Origin of the sequence: Paraburkholderia sp. Clong3, assembly GCF_050436485.1 — a bacterium.
GTDB lineage: Bacteria > Pseudomonadota > Gammaproteobacteria > Burkholderiales > Burkholderiaceae > Paraburkholderia > Paraburkholderia tuberum.
In genome coordinates this window covers 1,949,475-1,967,476 of record NZ_JBNDMH010000002.1, presented here as the reverse complement: position 1 = coordinate 1,967,476, position 18,002 = coordinate 1,949,475, and the positions used below count along the sequence as shown (strand labels likewise).

The window sequence follows — 18,002 nt, the reverse complement described above, 5'->3', positions numbered from 1 at the left end:
ATTCGAGGATTCAATGACTGAACATAACGCTACCCGGTCCATGTTCGACCCGGCGCTGCTGCGCCCGGCGATCGTGGACTCCTTTAAAAAGCTCACGCCGCGCACGCAGTTTCGCAACCCGGTGATGTTCTGCGTGTACGTCGGCAGCATCCTGACGACCATTCTGTGGATCGCCGCGCTCGGCGGTCAGGCCGAGGCGCCCGCGGGCTTCATCCTCGCGGTCACGCTGTGGCTGTGGTTCACGGTGCTGTTCGCGAACTTCGCGGAGGCGCTCGCCGAAGGCCGCTCGAAAGCGCAGGCCGCGTCGCTGCGCAGCGCGAAGAGAGACGTGATGGCGAAGAAGCTCAACGAGCCGCATCCGAAGTCGCCGATCCGCATCACGACCGCGACCGATCTGCGCCGTGGCGACGTCGTGCTGGTCGAGACCGGCGACGTGATCCCGGCCGACGGCGAAGTGATCGAGGGCGTCGCTTCGGTCGACGAATCGGCGATCACCGGTGAATCGGCGCCGGTGATCCGCGAGTCGGGCGGCGACTTTTCGTCGGTGACGGGCGGCACGCGGGTGCTGTCGGACTGGATCGTCGTGCGCGTCACGGCCAATCCGGGCGAGGCGTTCCTCGACCGCATGATCGCGATGGTCGAAGGCGCGAAGCGTCAGAAGACGCCGAACGAAATCGCGCTCACCATCCTGCTCGTCGCGCTGACCATCGTGATGCTGCTCGCCACCGCGACGCTGCTGCCGTTCTCGATGTTCTCCGTCGAAGCCGCGAAAGCGGGCCACGTGGTGACGATCACCGCGCTCGCCGCGCTGCTCGTGTGTCTGATCCCGACGACGATCGGCGGCCTGTTGTCGGCGATCGGCGTGGCCGGGATGAGCCGCATGATGCAGGCGAACGTGATCGCGACCTCGGGCCGTGCCGTCGAAGCGGCCGGCGACGTCGACGTGCTGCTGCTCGACAAGACGGGCACGATCACGCTCGGCAACCGCCAGGCGTCGCAGTTTCTGCCGGCGCCGGGTCTGACCGAAGAGGCGCTTGCCGATGCCGCGCAGCTGTCGTCGCTCGCCGACGAAACGCCGGAAGGCCGCAGCATCGTCGTGCTCGCGAAGCAGCGCTTCAATATCCGTCAGCGCGATATGGCCTCGCTGCATGCGGTGTTTCTCGCGTTCACGGCGCAGACCCGCATGAGCGGCGTCGATCTGTCTCCGCAAGGGACTCCCTACGGGACTCATGGCCGTGAAATCCGCAAGGGCGCGGCCGATGCGGTCAAGCACTACGTCGAAGCGAACGGCGGCCGTTTCCCGAATGAAGTCAGCAACGCGGTCGCCGATGTCGCGCGACGCGGCAGCACACCGCTGGTGGTCGCCGAGAAAGGCGAGCAGGGCGCGCGCGTGCTCGGCGTGATCGAGTTGAAGGACGTCGTGAAGGGCGGCATCAAGGAGCGCTTCGCCGAGCTGCGCAAGATGGGCATCAAGACCGTGATGGTGACGGGCGACAACCGCCTGACCGCCGCCGCGATCGCGGCCGAAGCGGGCGTCGACGACTTCCTTGCCGAGGCGACACCCGAAACGAAGCTCGCGACGATTCGCGCGCATCAGGCCGAAGGGCGTCTGGTCGCGATGACCGGCGACGGCACCAACGACGCGCCCGCGCTCGCGCAGGCCGACGTCGCGGTCGCGATGAACACCGGCACGCAGGCGGCAAAAGAGGCCGGCAATATGGTCGACCTCGATTCGAATCCGACCAAGCTGATCGAGATCGTCGAGATCGGCAAGCAGATGTTGATGACGCGCGGGTCGTTGACCACGTTCTCGATCGCCAACGACGTCGCCAAGTACTTCGCGATCATCCCGGCCGCGTTCGCGTCGACGTATCCGGCGTTGAACGCGCTGAACGTGATGCATCTCGCGACGCCGACCTCGGCAATCATGTCGGCGGTGATCTTCAACGCGCTGATCATCGTGCTGCTGATTCCGCTGGCGCTGAAGGGCGTGCGCTATCGCGCGCTAGGCGCTGCGATCCTGCTGCGCCGCAATCTGCTGATCTATGGCCTTGGCGGGATCATCGTGCCGTTCATCGGCATCAAGCTGATCGATATGGTGCTCGCCGCGTTCGGCTGGGTTTGAGCGCGCAGCGCGTCATTACGCCACAACCAGAAGTGATGAAAAGGGAAAGAGACCCATCATGAAAAATCTGTTCCGTCCGCTGATCGTGATCTTCGCGGTGCTGACCGCGATCACAGGACTCGCCTATCCCGCCGTGATGACCGCGTTCGGCCAGGCGGCGTTCCACGAACAGGCCAACGGCAGCCTCATCGAGCAGAACGGCAAGGTGGTCGGCTCACAGCTGATCGGCCAGCAGTTCGACGCGCCCCAGTACTTCTGGGGCCGGCTGTCGGCAACGAGCCCGATGCCGTACAACCCGCAAAGCTCGGGGGGCTCGAACCTCGGACCGACCAACCCGGCGCTGCTCGACGAGATCAAGGGCCGTCTCGCCGCGCTGAAGGCGGCGGGCACCGACATGTCGAAGCCGGTGCCGGTCGATCTGGTCACGTCGTCGGGCAGCGGGCTCGATCCGGAGATCAGTCCGGCCGCGGCCGCGTATCAGCTCGAGCGGGTCGCGCAGGCCCGTCACCTCGCGCCGAACGACGTGCAGGCGCTCGTCGAGCGCTACACGACGGGGCGCCAGTTCGGCGTGCTCGGCGAGCCGCGCGTGAATGTGCTGAAGCTCAATCTCGCGCTCGATGAAATGAAGCGCGGCTGACACTGAACGCAGCGACGACGCACCAGCCGCAATTGCGGTTCATCGATGAAACAGCGGCGTTTCGCGTGGCGCCGCGCCGCCATTTGCGGGCCGGCGCGGGCCGTGCCACCATGCAGACACCGCCGCTCGCACGACTATGACAACCACTGAGCATGAACCGCCCCGATCCTGACGAACTGCTCGACAAGCTGCAGCGCGACGAAGAAAAACGCCAGCGCGGCCGGCTGAAGGTTTTCTTCGGCGCGTCGGCCGGCGTCGGCAAGACCTATGCGATGCTGCAGGCCGCGAGCCGCCGCCAGCAAGAAGGGGTCGACGTGCTGGTCGGCATCGCCGAAACGCATGGACGCAGCGAAACCGCCGCGTTGCTCGCGGGGCTCGACGTGCTGCCGCTCGCGCAGATCGAGTATCGCGGCCGCAAGCTCGGCGAGTTCGATCTCGACGCCGCGCTCGCGCGCAAGCCGCAACTGATCCTCGTCGACGAACTCGCGCATTCGAACGTGCAGGGCGCGCGTCATCTGAAGCGCTGGCAGGACGTCTACGAACTGCTCGACGCGGGCATCGACGTTTATACGACCGTCAACGTGCAGCACCTGGAGAGCCTGAACGACGTGGTCGGCCAGATCACCGGCATCCGGGTGTGGGAGACCGTGCCCGATCGCGTGTTCGATCATGCCGACGAAGTCACGCTCGTCGATCTGCCGGCCGAGGAACTGCTCGACCGCATGCGCGACGGCAAGGTCTACATGGCGCAGCAGGCCGAGCGCGCGGTGCGCAACTTCTTTCGCAAGGGCAACCTGATCGCGCTGCGCGAACTCGCGCTGCGCCGCACCGCCGATCGGGTCGACGCGCAGATGCGCGAGTACCGCGCCGATCGGTCGATCCAGCGTATCTGGCAGGCGCGCGAGCGGCTGCTGGTGTGTGTCGGTCCCGGTCCGGAAGCGCCGGCGCTGGTGCGCTCGGCGGCGCGCCTCGCCGCGAGCCTGAAGGCCGACTGGCTCGCGGTCTATGTCGAAACGCCCGCGTTGCAGCGCCTGCCCGACGCGCGCCGCGAACGCACGTTGAACGCGCTGAAGCTCGCCGCCGAACTCGGCGCCGAAACCGCGACGCTCGCCGCCACCGATGCGCTCGACGCGTTGATCGGTTACGCGCAGGCGCGCAACGTATCGAAGCTGGTGGCGGGCGCATCGTCGCGCACGGGCGCGAGCCGCTGGCTGCGCCGGCCGCTGGGCGAGCGCATCGCCGAGAAGAGCGGCGATCTCGATCTCACGCTGATTCGCCTGTCGTCGGAGCGCGACGGCGGCGAGCAACGGCGGCTGTTGAACACGACCGCGAACGCGTGGCGCGAGGCGTTGAGCGCGGCCCGCGAGCGTCGCTCGCCGCCGCGCGCGTACGCGTTCGCGCTCGCGATCGGCGCGGCGATCACGTTGCTGTCGAGCCAGTTGATCGACCGCATCGATCTGACCAACCTCGTGATGTTGTATCTGCTCGGTGTGATCTTCACCGCGGTGAAGCTCGGGCGCGGGCCCGGTGTCGTGCTGTCGTTCGCGAGCGTCGCCGCGTTCGATTTCTTCTTCGTACCGCCGCGCATGTCGCTGTCGGTCTCCGACACGCAGTACCTGCTGACGTTCTTCGGCATGCTGCTGACCTCGCTCGTGATCAGCCATCTGACTTCGAGCCTGCGCCACGAGGCGAGCGTCGCGCGACGCCGCGAGCAGCGCACCGGCGCGATGTACGAGATGGCGCGCGAGCTCGCCGCGGCGCTCGCGACCGAGCAGATCGTCGGCATCGGCACCCGACACGTGAGCGAGGTGTTCGGCGCGCGTGTCGCGATCCTGCTGCCCGACAGCGCCGACCAGATCAAACAGAAGATCGAGGACCCCGACGCGGCGATCACGCTCGAAGGCGACGCGCTCGATCTCGACGTCGGCCAATGGGTCTACGATCAGCAGAAGCCGGCCGGCCACGGCACCGATACGCTGCCGGCTGCCGCGGCGCTGTATCTGCCGCTGAAGGCGCCGATGCGCACGCGCGGCGTGCTCGCGGTGGTCGTGCGTGACGAGCGCGAGCTGACCGTGCCCGAACAGCGCCGCATGCTCGATGCGTTCGCCGCGCAGATCGCGCTCGCGCTCGAACGGGTGCACTACGTCGATATCGCGCGCGATGCGCTCGTCAACATGGAGTCGGAGCGGCTGCGCAATTCGTTGCTGTCGGCGATTTCGCACGATCTGCGCACGCCGCTGACGACGATCGTCGGGTTTTCGTCGATGCTCGCGCAGGGGCGGCAGGCGGGACAGGGGCGGACAGAAGGCGAGGTGAATGCTTCTTTGCGGACCGACGCGCAATCCGCCGCGCGGCGTGACGACGAACTCGTCGACGCGATCCACGAAGAAGCGCTGCGCATGACCGGCATCGTCACGAATCTGCTCGACATGGCGCGCTTGCAGGCCGGCAGCCTGCAACTGAACCAGCAATGGACGCTGCTCGAGGAGACCGTCGGCGCCGCGCTGCGCGCGTGCAAGCGTGTGCTCGCGGATCATCCGGTGCGGGTTACGCTGCCTGCCGATCTGCCGCTGCTGCATCTCGACGCGGTGTTGATGGAGCGCTTGTTCTCGAACCTGTTCGAGAACGCGGCCAAATACACGGCGTCCGGCACGCCGCTCGCGATCGGCGCGCAGCAGATCGACGCGGACGGCACGCCGTTCGTGCGCATCACGATCGACGACAACGGCCCCGGCCTGCCCGCCGGCATGGAAGCGCGCGTGTTCGAGAAGTTCACGCGCGGCGAGAAGGAGTCGGCGAAACCAGGCATCGGCCTTGGGCTCGCGATCTGCCGCGCGATCGTCGAGGCGCACGGCGGTACAATCGGCGCGCTCAACCGGCTGGCCGCGGATGGCCACGTCGAGGGCGCGCGCTTCTGGTTCACGCTGCCGGTCAAGACGCCGCCCGACGCACCCGAGACGTTTGATACGCTCGAAGACGAAGGCGCAGCCACCGACACCGACACCGCCGCCGACCTCAACCCGCTCACCCGCCCCGCCCATGAGTGACCTGAGCATCACCGTCGTTCTGATCGAAGACGAGAAGCAGATTCGCCGCTTCGTGCGCACGGCGCTCGAAGGCGAGGGCATTGCCGTGTACGACGCCGAGACCGGCAAGCAGGGGCTCGTCGAAGCGGCGACGCGCAAGCCCGATCTCGTGATCGTCGATCTGGGCCTGCCCGACACCGACGGCCTCGACGTGATCCGCGAGCTGCGCGGCTGGAGCGAGCTGCCAGTGATCGTGCTGTCGGCGCGTACCCAGGAAAGCGAAAAGGTCGCCGCGCTCGACGCCGGCGCCGACGATTACCTGACCAAGCCGTTCGGCGTGTCCGAGTTGCTTGCGCGGATCCGCGCGCATCTGCGGCGGCGCAATCACGGCGGCGCGAACGAATCGCCGCAGGTGCGCTTCGGTGCGGTCACCGTCGACCTCGCGCTGCGCCAGGTTACGCGCGACGGCGCCGCGGTCCATCTGACGCCGATCGAATACCGGCTGCTCGCGACGCTCGTGCGCCATGCGGGCCGCGTGCTCACGCACCGGCAGTTGCTGCGCGACGTGTGGGGGCCGTCGCACGTCGAGAGTCACCACTATCTGCGCATCTACATGGCGCATCTGCGCGGCAAGCTCGAGCGCGATCCGGCGCAGCCGGAGCATATCGTCACGGAGACGGGGGCGTCGGGTACCGGCTGGTGGGCGCGGTGTGAGTTCGTCCGCGATGCCGCTTCGTTATAATCTCCCGACGTAAGGACGACCTTGCGCCTGCATCAATCATCGGGGACGGCCCCATTTTTCATGGAGCTGTGTCGATGTCCTGGTTTCTTCTCCTGATTGCCGGTCTGCTCGAAGTCGCGTGGGCGGCCGGTCTCAAAACTTCCGAAGGTTTCACCCGCTTGTGGCCGTCCCTCTTCACGGTCGTGACCGCGCTCGGCAGCTTCGTGCTGCTCGCGCTCGCGATGCGCCAGTTGCCGCTCGGCACAGCCTATGCTGTTTGGACAGGGATCGGCGCGGTCGGCGCGTTCATCTTCGGCGTCGTGATGATGGGCGAGGCGTTGACGGTCGCGCGCGTCGCCAGTGCGTCGCTGATCGTGATCGGCCTCGTCGGCCTGAAGCTGTCGTCGGGGCACTGACCGGGCGGCCACCTCCGCTCGGGGCGCGGCCGCCATTGCCTGCAAGCCACAGCGAAGGCTTCGCCGCTCTACGTTCTGCGAATTATCGTAGCTATAATGAGACAGAAACGACCTTGAGATTGCCCGCGGCCTGGCTGGCGCGGCCAGCTTGGCGAGCCTGATGGCTTCGGCGCGGAACGCCCGCTCGTTCCCGCCGCGGCGCCTGGCACGCACTGAACGCGTGGAGGCGGCCATGCTTGAATCACTTTCACTTGCAGCGGGCCTTTCATGGGGCAGCGGTCTGCGCCTCTATCTGACGGTCCTCCTGGCCGGCGTGTTCGAACGTCTTGGCCTGATTCACTTGCCGAACACATTGTCCGCGCTGTCATCGCCATGGGTGATCGGTGCGGCGGCCGTGCTGACGCTGGCCGAATTCCTCGCCGACAAGATCCCCGCGTTCGATTCGCTGTGGGATGCGATCCACACCTTCATCCGTATTCCGGCCGGCGCCGTGCTGGCCGCCGGCGCGCTCGGCCACGCCGATCCGACGCTGCTGAGCGTTGCCGCGCTCGCGGGCGGCACGCTCGCCGGCACCGCGCATCTCGCGAAGGCGGGCACGCGCGCGCTGATCAACCTGTCGCCGGAGCCGGTGTCGAACGTCGTCACGTCGACCGCCGAAGACGGCCTCGTGGTCGGCGGCGTACTGCTTGCGCTGTTCGTGCCGCTCGTGTTTCTGGTCTTGATGGTAGGCTTCCTACTGCTCGCGGCGTGGGCATTGCCGCGATTGTGGCGTGGCGTGCAGGGCGGTTTTCGCGGCATGGCCACGCACATGGTGTCGCGATTTGCGAGGAGCAGGCACGATTGAGCGAAGCACTACCAGGATCCAAGGCGGGTTCAAGAACGCGCGCAGACACGAGACCGGCGCGGCGGCTTGGCGGCATCGATCTGTTGCGCCAGGCCATGCGGATGACGGCGCGCGACTGGCGCGCGGGCGAACTGACGATGTTGCTGCTCGCGCTCGTGCTGGCGGTCGCGGCGTTGTCGAGCGTCGGGTTTCTGGGCGATCGGCTGCATCAGGGGCTCGAGCGCGATGCGCGGCGCATGATCGCCGCCGACTTCATCGTGCGCGCCGATCATCCGGTCGATCCGCAATTCGCCGCCGAGGCGCACGCCCTGGGCCTGCGCACCGCCACCACGGCGATCTTTCCCAGCATGATCAATTCGACCGGCGCGCAGCCGGCGTCGCGGCTCGCCGCCGTCAAGGCGGTGTCGCCCGGCTATCCGTTGCGCGGCGCGCTGCGCATCGCGGCGGCGCCGGGTGCGGCCGATCATCCGGCGACGTCGATTCCGGCACCGGGCACCGTGTGGGTCGACCAGCAGCTGCTCGACGCGCTGAAGCTGAAGATCGGCGATGCGGTGAAGCTCGGCAATCGCAGCTTCACGGTCGGCGCGCTGATCACGCGCGAGCTCGATCGCGGCTTTTCGTTCGTCAACTTTTCGCCGCGCCTGATGCTGAATGCCGCTGACGTACCGTCGACGGGCCTGATCACCTATGGCAGCCGCGTCACGTACCGGCTGCTGGTCGCCGGTTCAGACGACGCGGTCGCGCGCTTCGCGCAGTTTGCGCATGAGCACGTCGACGGCGGCAAGCTGCGCGGCGTCGCGCTCGAGTCGCTGCAGGACGGCCAGCCGCAGGTGCGTCAGACGCTCGATCGCGCGGGCCATTTTCTGACGCTCGTGTCGCTGTTGACCGCGCTGCTCGCGGCCGTCGCGATCGCGATGGCTGCGCACCGCTATATGCGCCGGCATCTCGACGGCTGCGCGGCGATGCGCTGTCTCGGCGTGAGCCAGGCCGCGCTGCGTGCGCTGTTCACGCTCGAATTCGTCGGGCTGGGCGTACTCGGCGGCGTGCTCGGCGTGGCGCTCGGTTATCTCGGGCATCTCGCGCTGCTGACGTGGCTCGGCGGCCTGATCGACGTGGTGCTGCCGCAGCCGACGCTGTGGCCCGCGCTCGAAGGCATCGCGGCCGGCCTCGTGCTGCTGCTCGGCTTCGCGCTGCCGCCGCTGTTGCCGCTCACGCGCGTGCCGCCGGTGCGCGTGCTGCGGCGTGAATGGGGCGAGGAGGGACGCACTGCGTGGGCCGCCTATGCGTTCGGCATCGTGCTGTTCGCGGGGCTGCTGATACTCGCCGCGGGGGAATTGAAGCTCGGGGGCATCGTTGCGGGCGGATTCGCGGGCGGGCTGCTGGTGTTCGCCGGCATCGCGCGGCTCGCGTTGTGGGGCGCGGCGCGCGTGGTGCGCAGCGAGCGCGTCAATGCGGGCATCGGCTGGCGCTATGCGCTGGCGTCGCTCGAGCGGCGCAGCAGTACCAGCGCGCTGCAGATCACCGCGCTCGGCATCGGCCTGATGTGCCTGCTGCTGATCGCGATGACGCGCAACGACCTCGTGCAGGGCTGGCGCAAATCGACCCCGCCCGATGCGCCCAACGAGTTCATCATCGACATCCAGCCCGATCAGCGCGACGCGGTCACGCAGTATCTGGACGCGCACGGCATCGCCGGCGCGGCGCTGTCGCCAATGGTGCGCGGGCGGCTCGTCGCGATCAACGGTAAGGCGGTCGATCCGGATTCGTTCAAGGGCGAGGATGCGCGGCGACTGGTCGACCGCGAGTTCAACCTGTCCTACACGACGCAACTGCCCGACGACAACCGGATCGCCGCGGGAACCTGGTTCGGCGAGACGACGAAGCCGCAGATCTCGATCGAGCAGGGTCTCGCGAAGCTGATCAACGTGAAGCCCGGCGACGTGCTGCGCTTCGACGTGACGGGGCTGACTGTCGAGGCGCCGGTGACGAGCGTGCGCAAGCTCGACTGGGGTTCTTTCAAGGTCAACTTCTTCGTGCTGATGCCGCCGGTTTCGTTGCAGGATTTTCCGGCGACGTTCATCACGAGCTTCCATCTGCCGGTGGACAAACAGTCGACGATCGATGGCCTGATCGCCGCGTATCCCAATCTGACCGCGATCGATACCGGCCCGATCCTCGCGCAGGTGCAGCGCGTGTTGCAGCAGGTGATCGGCGCGGTGCAATTCCTGTTCGCCTTCACGCTCGCGGCCGGCGTGCTGGTGCTGTACGCGGCGCTCGCCGGCACGCGCGACGAGCGTATGCGAGAATCCGCGCTGCTGCGTGCGCTGGGCGCATCGCATCGTCAGGTGCGGGCGGTGCAGGTGGCCGAATTCGTCGCGGTCGGCGCGCTTGCCGGCCTGATGGCGGCGCTCGGCGCGCAGATCGTCGGCTCGATGCTGGCCACGCACGTATTCGAGTTTTATCTGGACTTCGATCCGTGGCTGCTGCCGGTGGGCATTGCGGCCGGCATCGCGTGTGCCGGTGTCGGCGGGTGGCTGAGTTTGCGGCATGTGTTGGCGCGGCCGGCGCTGCAGTCGCTGCGCGACGCGTGAGTTTTCCTGGTGATGTCTTTTTGCTGTCGAGCAGGGTATGAGCGATTTGAACGACGAAGTGTCCTCGGACAAGCCGACGGCCTTCGAACTGGTGGGCGGCGAGACGCGCGTGCGCGACCTGGTCGACCGGTTTTACGACCTGATGGATCTCGAGGCGGATTTCGCCGGGATTCGCGCGCTGCATCCGGGGTCGCTCGAGGGGTCGCGCGACAAGCTATTCTGGTTTTTGTGCGGCTGGCTCGGCGGTCCCGATCATTACATCGGCCGCTTTGGCCATCCCCGTCTGCGCGCGCGGCATCTGCCGTTCGCGATCGCGTCGAGCGAGCGTGACCAGTGGTTGAGGTGCATGGCATGGGCGATGGAGGATGTCGGCTTGCCGGAACCGCTGCGCGAGCGCCTGCTCGGCTCGTTCTTCGAAACCGCCGACTGGATGCGCAACCGCAATGGCTGACACGCCGCACCACGCCACCTCGGCACCGTACTCGGTCGAAGCCGACTATGCGGCGCTCGCGCCGCGGGCGCGCGAGGTTCTCGACTGCTGGTTCGGTGCGCCGGGCACGCCGCAGCGCGGCACGGAGCGCAAGTTCTGGTTCAAGCGCGATGACGCCGTCGATACGATGCTGCGCGAACGTTTCGGTAACCTGATCGATGCGGCGAACGCGGGTGAGCTCGACGCATGGAAGAGCACGCCGTTGGGTGCGTTGGCGCTCGTCATCGTGCTGGACCAGTTTTCCCGCAACTGCCATCGCAATACGCCGCGCGCCTTCGCGACCGACGGCAAGGCGCTGCAAACCGCGCAACGGATCATCGCGAGCGGCGCCGATCGGCTGTTGCCGGACGTGCAGCATCGCGCGTTCGCGTATCTGCCGTTCGAGCACGATGAAACGCTCGCGAGCCAGCAGGAGTCGCTGCGTCTGTTCAAACAGCTTGCGGCGGAGCCGGGCGGTGACGGCTACTATCAGTACGCGCTGCGCCACGCGAAAGCGATTGAACGATTTGGCCGCTTTCCACATCGCAACGGGTTGCTCGGACGTGAATCGAGCGACGAGGAGATCGCGTTCCTGCGCGAGCCCGGTTCGTCGTTCTGACTCGACGCGGACGCGCGCGCGAGACACTCGGCCGGCGCGACGCGTTGCGCGGCTCTATTCGTCGCCGTGCAGCTTGCCCGCCATCGGCGTGCGCACGAAGACGCGCAACAGCTCATCCGAATCGCCCGGTCGCGCACCGGACCAGAACAGCCGCCATTCGCCGGCCGGCGGCCGCGCGTTGTCGCGGCGGCTTTCCTCGATCAGCCAGGTGCAGGCGGTCGTGCGCGGATCTTCGCTCGGCTGATGCACGATGCCCGTGTAGTAGAAGAGCATCGGCGCTTCGGATTCGCCGAGTCCGGCGCTTGCCATGCAGTCGCCGTCGTTCCATTCGATATCCATCTTCGCGCCGAGGTCCCGGAACACCGAGCGGTAGCTTTTCGCGTAGTCGAGCCACGGCAACAACAGCGTGCTGACGAGCCCCCAGACGAGCATCGCGCCCGCGCACCAGCTGAGCGCGCCGCGCCATTTGCCCGCGTACTTGAACGACGGCAGCAGCCACAGCCAGCCGATCGTCAGCAGCAGCGCGCCGACGATCAGCGCGGGCGAAATCGGCAGCACCCAGTCGAGCGGCAGCCAGCGGCCGAGCAGATGCAGCGACGCATGCGTGCTCGCGGGGGTCGTCATGATCGACCAGACGAGCCACACGAGCGCGGCCGCGCTGCCGAACAGCACTCGGCTAGTCATATCCCAGCCGGTATGCAGGCGCGCCGGCAAACGTTCGACGCCCTGCATCGCGACCAGCGCGAGCGGCGCGATGAACGGCAGGATGTATAGCTCGCGAACCGTCGCCGAGCTTTGCAGCACCGCGAAACCGATACCCGCGAACAGCACCGGCAACGCGACGCGCGGATCGCGCCAGCGCCGCCATGCGCCACCGGCGAGCGCGGCCAGCGCGAGCGGTACGACCGGAAAGCCGACGCTCAGCACGGTGCGCAGTACGAACAGGTGGCTCTCGTTTTCGGAGCCGAGCTCGGCGACCGAAAAACCGAAGAAACGCCCGACGTTGTTATCCCACAGCCACACCTTGAAGAGAGCCTCTGAGCGCAGGTAGAAGCAGATCGGCCAGATCAGCGCGAACGGCGCGGAGACGAGCGCGGCGAGGCCGAGCGCGCCGGCGAAGCCGCGGCTGCGGCATGCGGGATAGAGCAGCAGCGCCGCGCAGGTGGTGGCGCCGAACACGAGCGGTACGAACAGCCCCTTGGCGAGCAGCGACACGCCGACGCCCGCGCCGAACATCGCCGCGCCGCTGATGATCGCGTGACGCCGCCCGCGGGCATCGAGCGGTTTGGTGTACCGGGCGGCTTGCGAGTGCGTCGGTAAATACGACGCGGCGCGCGGGTCGTCACGCAGATGCACGAGTACGAGTTCGAACAGTCCGCAAAAGCCGAGCGCGGCGCCGGCCATCAGCGCGACGTCGGTCATCATGTCGTGCACGTGCTTGACGACGACGAGCGTGCCGCCGAACAGCGCGAGCGTGCCGATCACGCGCAGGTCGAACCAGCTCGACGCAGCGACCGCGCGACGCGCGACCCGCGCGGTGTAATACACCGTCAGGCCCGCGAACAGCGCACTCGCGAGCCGTGCCGCATCGTGCAGCGGCAGATAGCGGCCGAACATCCACGCGAGGCCCGTGGCGACCCAATCGTAGATCGGCGGCTTTTCGACGAAGGGCTGGCCGGCATTGGTCGGCACGACGAGGTCGCCCGTATCGAGCATGTGCTGGACGATGCCGAATGTGTAGGTTTCGTCCTGCTTCCACGGGTCGTGGCCGAGAATGCCGGGGGCGAGCCATGCGCACAGGATCGCCAGCGCGACCAGCCACAGCAGCGGGCGGATCGCCGCGAGCGCGCGCCAACGCTGCAGGCCGCGCGTTGCGCGGTCGGCAGAAACGGCGGAGCCCGATGGATGGGCGGTGTCGGCGCTGTATACCGCTGCGGCCGAAGCCGCGGGGTCCCCGGCCGCCGGCTGGCTCTGCGCGCCGGCAAACGGGTGCGCGGTGCTGGCGGAAAGCGAAGCCTCGTGCGCGCCACCTGCTGGAGCGGCCGAGGTCGGGGCCGTCGCGTTGGCACTGTGCGTGCGCCAGCGCGTGGACTGCTTGTGTTGCATGGAAGTCTCTGGTCAGCGTACGCGGCGGCGTTGGCCTCGTACTTATGCTTTGCTTACGTCGCCTGCAGATGCATACGATCTGGTCAATTGTAGCGCCGCATTATTACTGAAGATTACACACGAACGAACGCGCGCGCATTCGATGCGCGACTGTGCCGGTTTCATGAGAAATCGACCAGGGTTCGTGGGGAAAGAGGAGAGGGGGAGCGGGCTGGAAAGGCGCGGCCGTAGTGGACCGCGCCAAGTGTTTAAGGCTTGCGCCGCGTTGCGTGCGGCGTTCGCTCAGCGGCCGCCGGCGACGTCGAACAGCGCGCCCGTCACGTACGACGACGCGTCGCTGAGCAGCCACACGATGGCCTCGGCGACTTCGTCGGCGCGGCCGGGGCGGCCGAGCGGCGTGGTCGCGCCCAGTTGCGCGGCGCGCTCGGGCTTGCCGCCGCTCGCATGGATCTCGGTGTCGATCAGGCCCGGACGCACCGCGTTCACGCGCACGCCCTGCGGGCCGAGTTCTTTCGCGAGGCCGAGCGTCATCGTGTCGATTGCGCCTTTCGACCCCGCATAGTCGACGTATTCGTTCGGCGAACCGAGCCGCGCCGCCGCCGACGAAACATTGACGATCGCGCCGCCCGCGCCGCCGCGCTGGGTCGACATGCGCCGTGCCGCTTCCCGTGCGCACAGATAGGCGCCGAGCACGTTGACGTCGAACACGCGTTTCAGACGCGCGAAGTCCATATCGGCGAGCTGGCTCGACGGCGCGACGATGCCCGCGTTGTTGACGAGCGCATCGATGCGGCCGAAGGATTGCTGCAGCGTATCGAACATGCCGGTCACGTCGGCTTCGTTCGCGACATCGCCGGCGATCGGCACCGCGCGGCCGCCCGCGTGTTCGACCTCTGCGACCGTCTGCTGCGCGGCGGCGAGGTCACGCACGTAGTTCACGCCGACGCACCACCCGCGCGCGCCAAGCAGACGCGCGGTGGCACGGCCAATGCCGCGGCTGCCGCCGGTGATCAGAACAGCTTTCGTCATCGCAATCTCGTCGTTGGGGTGGTGCGTGCGCGGCGCGCTTCGCTCGGGTTCGGCGGACCCGGGATTCAGATCGCGTCGCTTTGGACCGCCGCCCATTTGTCGCGCGCGGGCGGCGCGTAGCGTTGCAGCTTGCCGATCAACGCGAGCGGATCGGCGTCGATCTGCAGCATGTCGAGATAGGTCTTGCGCATGAAGCCTTCGTCGACGGTGTGCTGAAGCAGGTCGATCAGCGGCGCGTAGAAGCCGTCGGTGTTCAGGAGTGCAACCGGTTTGCCGTGGTAGCCGAGCTGCGCCCACGTGAAGACCTCGAACAGCTCCTCGAGCGTGCCCGCGCCGCCGGGCATCGCGACGAACGCATCGGACAGCTCGGCCATCATCTTCTTGCGATGATGCATGTCCGGCACCACGTGCAGTTCGGTCAGGCCGTTATGCCCCACTTCCTTGCTGACGAGCAGCTCGGGAATCACGCCGATAGCGCGGCCGCCTTCGGCCATCACGGTATCGGCGATCACGCCCATCAGCCCCACCTTGCCGCCGCCATAGACGAGCGCGAGATCGGCCTCGACCAGCGCACGGCCGAACGCGCGCGCCGCCTGCGCATACAACGGTTTGGCTCCCATCGAGGAGCCGCAATAGACACACATCGACTTCATGCTCAACTGTCCTTCGATTCGTTGCGAGGCGCGGCGCCTTCACGCGGCGGCAGGTAGTCGTAGAACTCGCGCTTGGGCAGCGTGCCCGATACGAGGTCGTCGAACAGCTGCCGCGAGCGGCCGCGCAGGTAGGGCGCCATCAGCGAGACGATCTGCACGCTGACCTGATGCAGCTCTTCGCGGATCGCTTCCTGCTCGTTGTATTTGCGCGGATTCATCACGAACTGATATGACAGCCAGTACGTGCCGATCACGCCGACGTTGGTCGCGATCACCTGCATTTCCTGCGGCGTCGCGACCATTTCGCCGTCGGCGACGAGCTGTTCGCAGAACTGGCTCGCGAAGCGCACCTTATGGCTGATGATCTGCTTGAAGTGCGTCTCGAGCGTGCGGTTGCGCGCGAGCAGGTCGTTCAGGTCGCGGTACAGGAAGCGGTAGCGCCACGTGAAATCGACCATGTACTGCAGATACGACCACATCTCGTCGATGGTCGCGCGATGGTCGTCGGGGAAACGCAGACGCTTCTCGATCTCCTGCTCGAACTGGCTGAAGATGCTGTTGATGATGTCGTCTTTGTTGCGGAAGTGGTAGTACAGGTTGCCTGGGCTGATTTCCATTTCCTCGGCGATCGTCGTCGTCGTGACGTTCGGCTCGCCGATTTCGTTGAACAGCTTCAACGACAGTTCGAGAATCCGTTCGCGCGTGCGGCGGGGAGGTTTGGCTTCCATGTCGTCCGGCCCTGGTTATGCCGGGCTGGGCGCGTGGCGGCGTGCCGCTGCTGCGTGTTCCACCCGGATGCGGTTGGTATATTGAGCTCTCCCGAACCCGCCGACACGCGGCGGGCCCCCCCGAAAGGGCAGGATGAGGCGAGGCGCGGATCCGTTTGCGCGAGCGCTTTCCTGTGAGACTGTTAAACGATTATAAACCGAGCGTTCTAATACCCAACCGCCTGCGCGGATTTTCATCCTGTGGGGCGTGGCGAAGCGTGCGCTTCAACCCGCATCGAACCTCAAAGCCACGCGCGAACCCAGCCGACGACCAGCGGCCCGACGATGACTCCCCACGTCATCACACACATGCCGAGCGCGACCATCACGGCCGCACTGCCGAGATCCTTCGCGCGGCGCGACAACTCGTGACGTTCGAGCGAGATCCGGTCGATTGCCGCTTCGACGCTCGAGTTGAGCAGCTCGACGATCAGCACGAGCAGCACCGAGCCGAGCAGCAACACGCGCGACACGGGATCGACCGGCACCACGAGGCCGCACGGAATCAGGATCGCGGCCAACGTGAGTTCCTGACGAAACGCGCTTTCCTCGCGAATCGCAACGCGAAAACCGGCCAGCGAGTTTTTCATCGCGTGCCATGCGCGCGTGAGGCCGCGGTTGCCTTTGTAGGGGTTGAAGGGCAGCGGGGCGAGCGGGTCGTCGGGGCTGAGCGGTTCGTTGGGGGCGTCGTGGCTCGAGTCGCGAGTCGTGTCGTGGGTGGCGTCAGGTTGCACGCCACCCGCGACGCTGGCGCCGCCGGTCATGGTCCTCGCGCCGTTCGCCCGATGCACGGTATCCGCATGCCCGGTCATAACCGGCTCGCGTACGTCGTCGAACGGTTCGATGCTGGTGGTGTCGCGGGTGGACTCGACGGCGCGCAGTGCGCCGTTCGACGCGCCTTCGGCGCTGGATCGACTGCTTCGCATGGATGGCTCCGCGCGCCGCATCACGCAGCGGCGCTTTCCTCACGATACGCCGTCTCGCGCAGCGGCTTCAGATGCGCGGCGAATTGTGCGGACGCCGCTGCCCACGAGAAGCGCTCGGCCCATGCGCGCGCATGCAACCGATCGATCTTCAGTGCCTCCAGACACGCTTCGCGCAGATCCTCGTGCATTGCACCGGCGCCGCCGTCGCCGAGCACGTCGATCGGGCCGGTGACCGGATATGCGGCCACCGGCGTGCCGCATGCGAGCGCTTCGAGCAGCACGAGTCCGAACGTGTCGGTGCGGCTCGGAAACACGAAGACGTCGGCGGCCGCGTAGACCTTCGCGAGTTCGGCCTGCGACAGCACGCCCAGATAGTTGACCTGCGGATAGCGCGACTTCAGTTCGGCGAGCGCCGGACCTTCGCCCGCGACCCACTTCGAGCCGGGCAGGTCGAGCTGCAAGAATGCCTCGACGTTCTTCTCGACCGCCACGCGTCCCACGTACAGGAAGATCGGCCGCGCGGTGTTGAGCACCTTCGAGTCCATCGGACGGAAGATTTCGAGATCGACGCCGCGCGTCCACAGCACGACGTTCGTGAAGCCGAACTTCTCGAGGTCCTGCTTGACGACGGGGGTCGGCGCCATTACCGCGAGCGACGGCTTGTGGAACCAGTGCAGAAACCTGTAGGTCGCCGCGAGCGGGATGCGAAAGCGCGCCTGCACGTACTCGGGAAAGCGCGTGTGATACGCGGTCGTGAACGGCAGCTTGTGTTCGAGCGCATACGCGCGCGCGGCCATGCCCAGCGGACCTTCGGTCGCGATGTGCAACGCGTCGGGCGCGAAACGGTCGATGCGCTCGCGCAGCCGGCGGCGCGGCAGCAACGACAGGCGTATCTCCGGGTAAGTCGGGCACGGGATGGTGCGGAATTCGAGCGGCGTCAGCAGATCGACCTGATGGCCGAGCGCGGTGAGTTCGCGCCGGGTGTTCTTCAGCGTGCGTACGACACCGTTGACCTGCGGCTCCCATGCGTCGGTGACGATCATGATCTTCATCGCGTTGTTCATCGCTGCGGG

14 protein-coding genes and 1 pseudogene are annotated in these 18,002 nt (G+C 67.1%); 9 read left to right on the top strand and 6 right to left on the bottom strand.

The features are described 5' to 3' along the window. Positions 1-13: 13 nt before the first annotated feature. The 9 genes and pseudogenes from kdpB to OKW30_RS13235 all read left to right on the top strand — a co-directional run bounded on the left by kdpB (position 14) and on the right by OKW30_RS13235 (position 11,448). Entirely contained in the window at positions 14-2,125 is a 2,112-nt protein-coding gene (gene kdpB / locus OKW30_RS13275) for a potassium-transporting ATPase subunit KdpB (RefSeq protein WP_184059370.1), read from the top strand. Between the two features lie 58 nt (positions 2,126-2,183). Beyond that, the gene (gene kdpC / locus OKW30_RS13270; protein ID WP_184021726.1) at positions 2,184-2,762 is read left to right on the top strand and encodes a potassium-transporting ATPase subunit KdpC; all 579 of its coding nucleotides are present in this window, start codon (positions 2,184-2,186) and stop codon (positions 2,760-2,762) included. A 152-nt stretch (positions 2,763-2,914) separates the two neighbouring features. Beyond that, a complete protein-coding gene (locus OKW30_RS13265) occupies positions 2,915-5,809 on the top strand; it encodes a DUF4118 domain-containing protein (protein WP_429346882.1) in 2,895 nt (964 codons plus the stop codon). Then, positions 5,802-6,502: pseudogene (gene kdpE / locus OKW30_RS13260) on the top strand (two-component system response regulator KdpE). The gene OKW30_RS13265 and the pseudogene kdpE overlap by 8 nt, the downstream one beginning before the upstream one ends. Before the next feature lie 102 nt (positions 6,503-6,604). Next, a complete protein-coding gene (gene sugE / locus OKW30_RS13255) occupies positions 6,605-6,925 on the top strand; it encodes a quaternary ammonium compound efflux SMR transporter SugE (RefSeq protein WP_184045877.1) in 321 nt (106 codons plus the stop codon). A 232-nt stretch (positions 6,926-7,157) separates the two neighbouring features. Beyond that, on the top strand, positions 7,158-7,769 hold the full coding sequence (locus tag OKW30_RS13250; protein ID WP_090805650.1) for a DUF4126 domain-containing protein: 612 nt from the start codon (positions 7,158-7,160) through the stop codon (positions 7,767-7,769). A 101-nt stretch (positions 7,770-7,870) separates the two neighbouring features. Then, entirely contained in the window at positions 7,871-10,360 is a 2,490-nt protein-coding gene (locus tag OKW30_RS13245; RefSeq protein ID WP_429347751.1) for an ABC transporter permease, read from the top strand. A gap of 37 nt (positions 10,361-10,397) precedes the next feature. Beyond that, complete coding sequence (locus OKW30_RS13240; protein ID WP_429346881.1) at positions 10,398-10,811, top strand: group II truncated hemoglobin; 414 nt, start codon at positions 10,398-10,400, stop codon at positions 10,809-10,811. Continuing rightward, on the top strand, positions 10,804-11,448 hold the full coding sequence (locus tag OKW30_RS13235; protein WP_429346880.1) for a DUF924 family protein: 645 nt from the start codon (positions 10,804-10,806) through the stop codon (positions 11,446-11,448). Before OKW30_RS13240 ends, OKW30_RS13235 begins: the two co-directional genes overlap by 8 nt. A gap of 54 nt (positions 11,449-11,502) precedes the next feature. Here OKW30_RS13235 and OKW30_RS13230 read toward each other — a convergent pair whose 3' ends face one another. The 6 genes from OKW30_RS13230 to OKW30_RS13205 form a co-directional block, all read right to left on the bottom strand. Then, positions 11,503-13,554, bottom strand: a complete 2,052-nt coding sequence (locus tag OKW30_RS13230) for an ArnT family glycosyltransferase (protein ID WP_429346879.1) — start codon at positions 13,552-13,554, stop codon at positions 11,503-11,505. 282 nt (positions 13,555-13,836) lie between these two features. Continuing rightward, positions 13,837-14,583: an SDR family oxidoreductase gene (locus tag OKW30_RS13225; RefSeq protein WP_184021746.1), complete on the bottom strand. Its 747-nt coding sequence runs from the start codon at positions 14,581-14,583 to the stop codon at positions 13,837-13,839. Positions 14,584-14,648: 65 nt separating this feature from the next. After that, on the bottom strand, positions 14,649-15,236 hold the full coding sequence (locus OKW30_RS13220) for a TIGR00730 family Rossman fold protein (RefSeq protein ID WP_184072033.1): 588 nt from the start codon (positions 15,234-15,236) through the stop codon (positions 14,649-14,651). 2 nt (positions 15,237-15,238) lie between these two features. Beyond that, complete coding sequence (locus OKW30_RS13215; RefSeq protein WP_018419991.1) at positions 15,239-15,964, bottom strand: TetR/AcrR family transcriptional regulator; 726 nt, start codon at positions 15,962-15,964, stop codon at positions 15,239-15,241. 281 nt (positions 15,965-16,245) lie between these two features. Then, positions 16,246-16,929: a diacylglycerol kinase gene (locus OKW30_RS13210; RefSeq protein WP_429346878.1), complete on the bottom strand. Its 684-nt coding sequence runs from the start codon at positions 16,927-16,929 to the stop codon at positions 16,246-16,248. Between the two features lie 20 nt (positions 16,930-16,949). Continuing rightward, a complete protein-coding gene (locus tag OKW30_RS13205) occupies positions 16,950-17,981 on the bottom strand; it encodes a glycosyltransferase family 4 protein (protein ID WP_184072139.1) in 1,032 nt (343 codons plus the stop codon). Positions 17,982-18,002: the final 21 nt, after the last annotated feature.

Bases quoted from the DNA above. Each gene is read 5' to 3' on its own strand.
- OKW30_RS13240 (WP_429346881.1), top strand. From the start codon at position 10,398: ATGAGCGATTTGAACGACGAAGTGTCCTCGGACAAGCCGACGGCCTTC.
- sugE (WP_184045877.1), top strand. From the start codon at position 6,605: ATGTCCTGGTTTCTTCTCCTGATTGCCGGTCTGCTCGAAGTCGCGTGG.
- kdpC (WP_184021726.1), top strand. From the start codon at position 2,184: ATGAAAAATCTGTTCCGTCCGCTGATCGTGATCTTCGCGGTGCTGACC.
- OKW30_RS13250 (WP_090805650.1), top strand. From the start codon at position 7,158: ATGCTTGAATCACTTTCACTTGCAGCGGGCCTTTCATGGGGCAGCGGT.
- OKW30_RS13265 (WP_429346882.1), top strand. From the start codon at position 2,915: ATGAACCGCCCCGATCCTGACGAACTGCTCGACAAGCTGCAGCGCGAC.
- OKW30_RS13205 (WP_184072139.1), bottom strand. From the start codon at position 17,981: ATGAAGATCATGATCGTCACCGACGCATGGGAGCCGCAGGTCAACGGT.
- OKW30_RS13225 (WP_184021746.1), bottom strand. From the start codon at position 14,583: ATGACGAAAGCTGTTCTGATCACCGGCGGCAGCCGCGGCATTGGCCGT.
- OKW30_RS13220 (WP_184072033.1), bottom strand. From the start codon at position 15,236: ATGAAGTCGATGTGTGTCTATTGCGGCTCCTCGATGGGAGCCAAACCG.
- OKW30_RS13245 (WP_429347751.1), top strand. From the start codon at position 7,871: ATGACGGCGCGCGACTGGCGCGCGGGCGAACTGACGATGTTGCTGCTC.
- OKW30_RS13235 (WP_429346880.1), top strand. From the start codon at position 10,804: ATGGCTGACACGCCGCACCACGCCACCTCGGCACCGTACTCGGTCGAA.
- kdpB (WP_184059370.1), top strand. From the start codon at position 14: ATGACTGAACATAACGCTACCCGGTCCATGTTCGACCCGGCGCTGCTG.
- OKW30_RS13215 (WP_018419991.1), bottom strand. From the start codon at position 15,964: ATGGAAGCCAAACCTCCCCGCCGCACGCGCGAACGGATTCTCGAACTG.
- OKW30_RS13230 (WP_429346879.1), bottom strand. From the start codon at position 13,554: ATGCAACACAAGCAGTCCACGCGCTGGCGCACGCACAGTGCCAACGCG.
- OKW30_RS13210 (WP_429346878.1), bottom strand. From the start codon at position 16,929: ATGCGAAGCAGTCGATCCAGCGCCGAAGGCGCGTCGAACGGCGCACTG.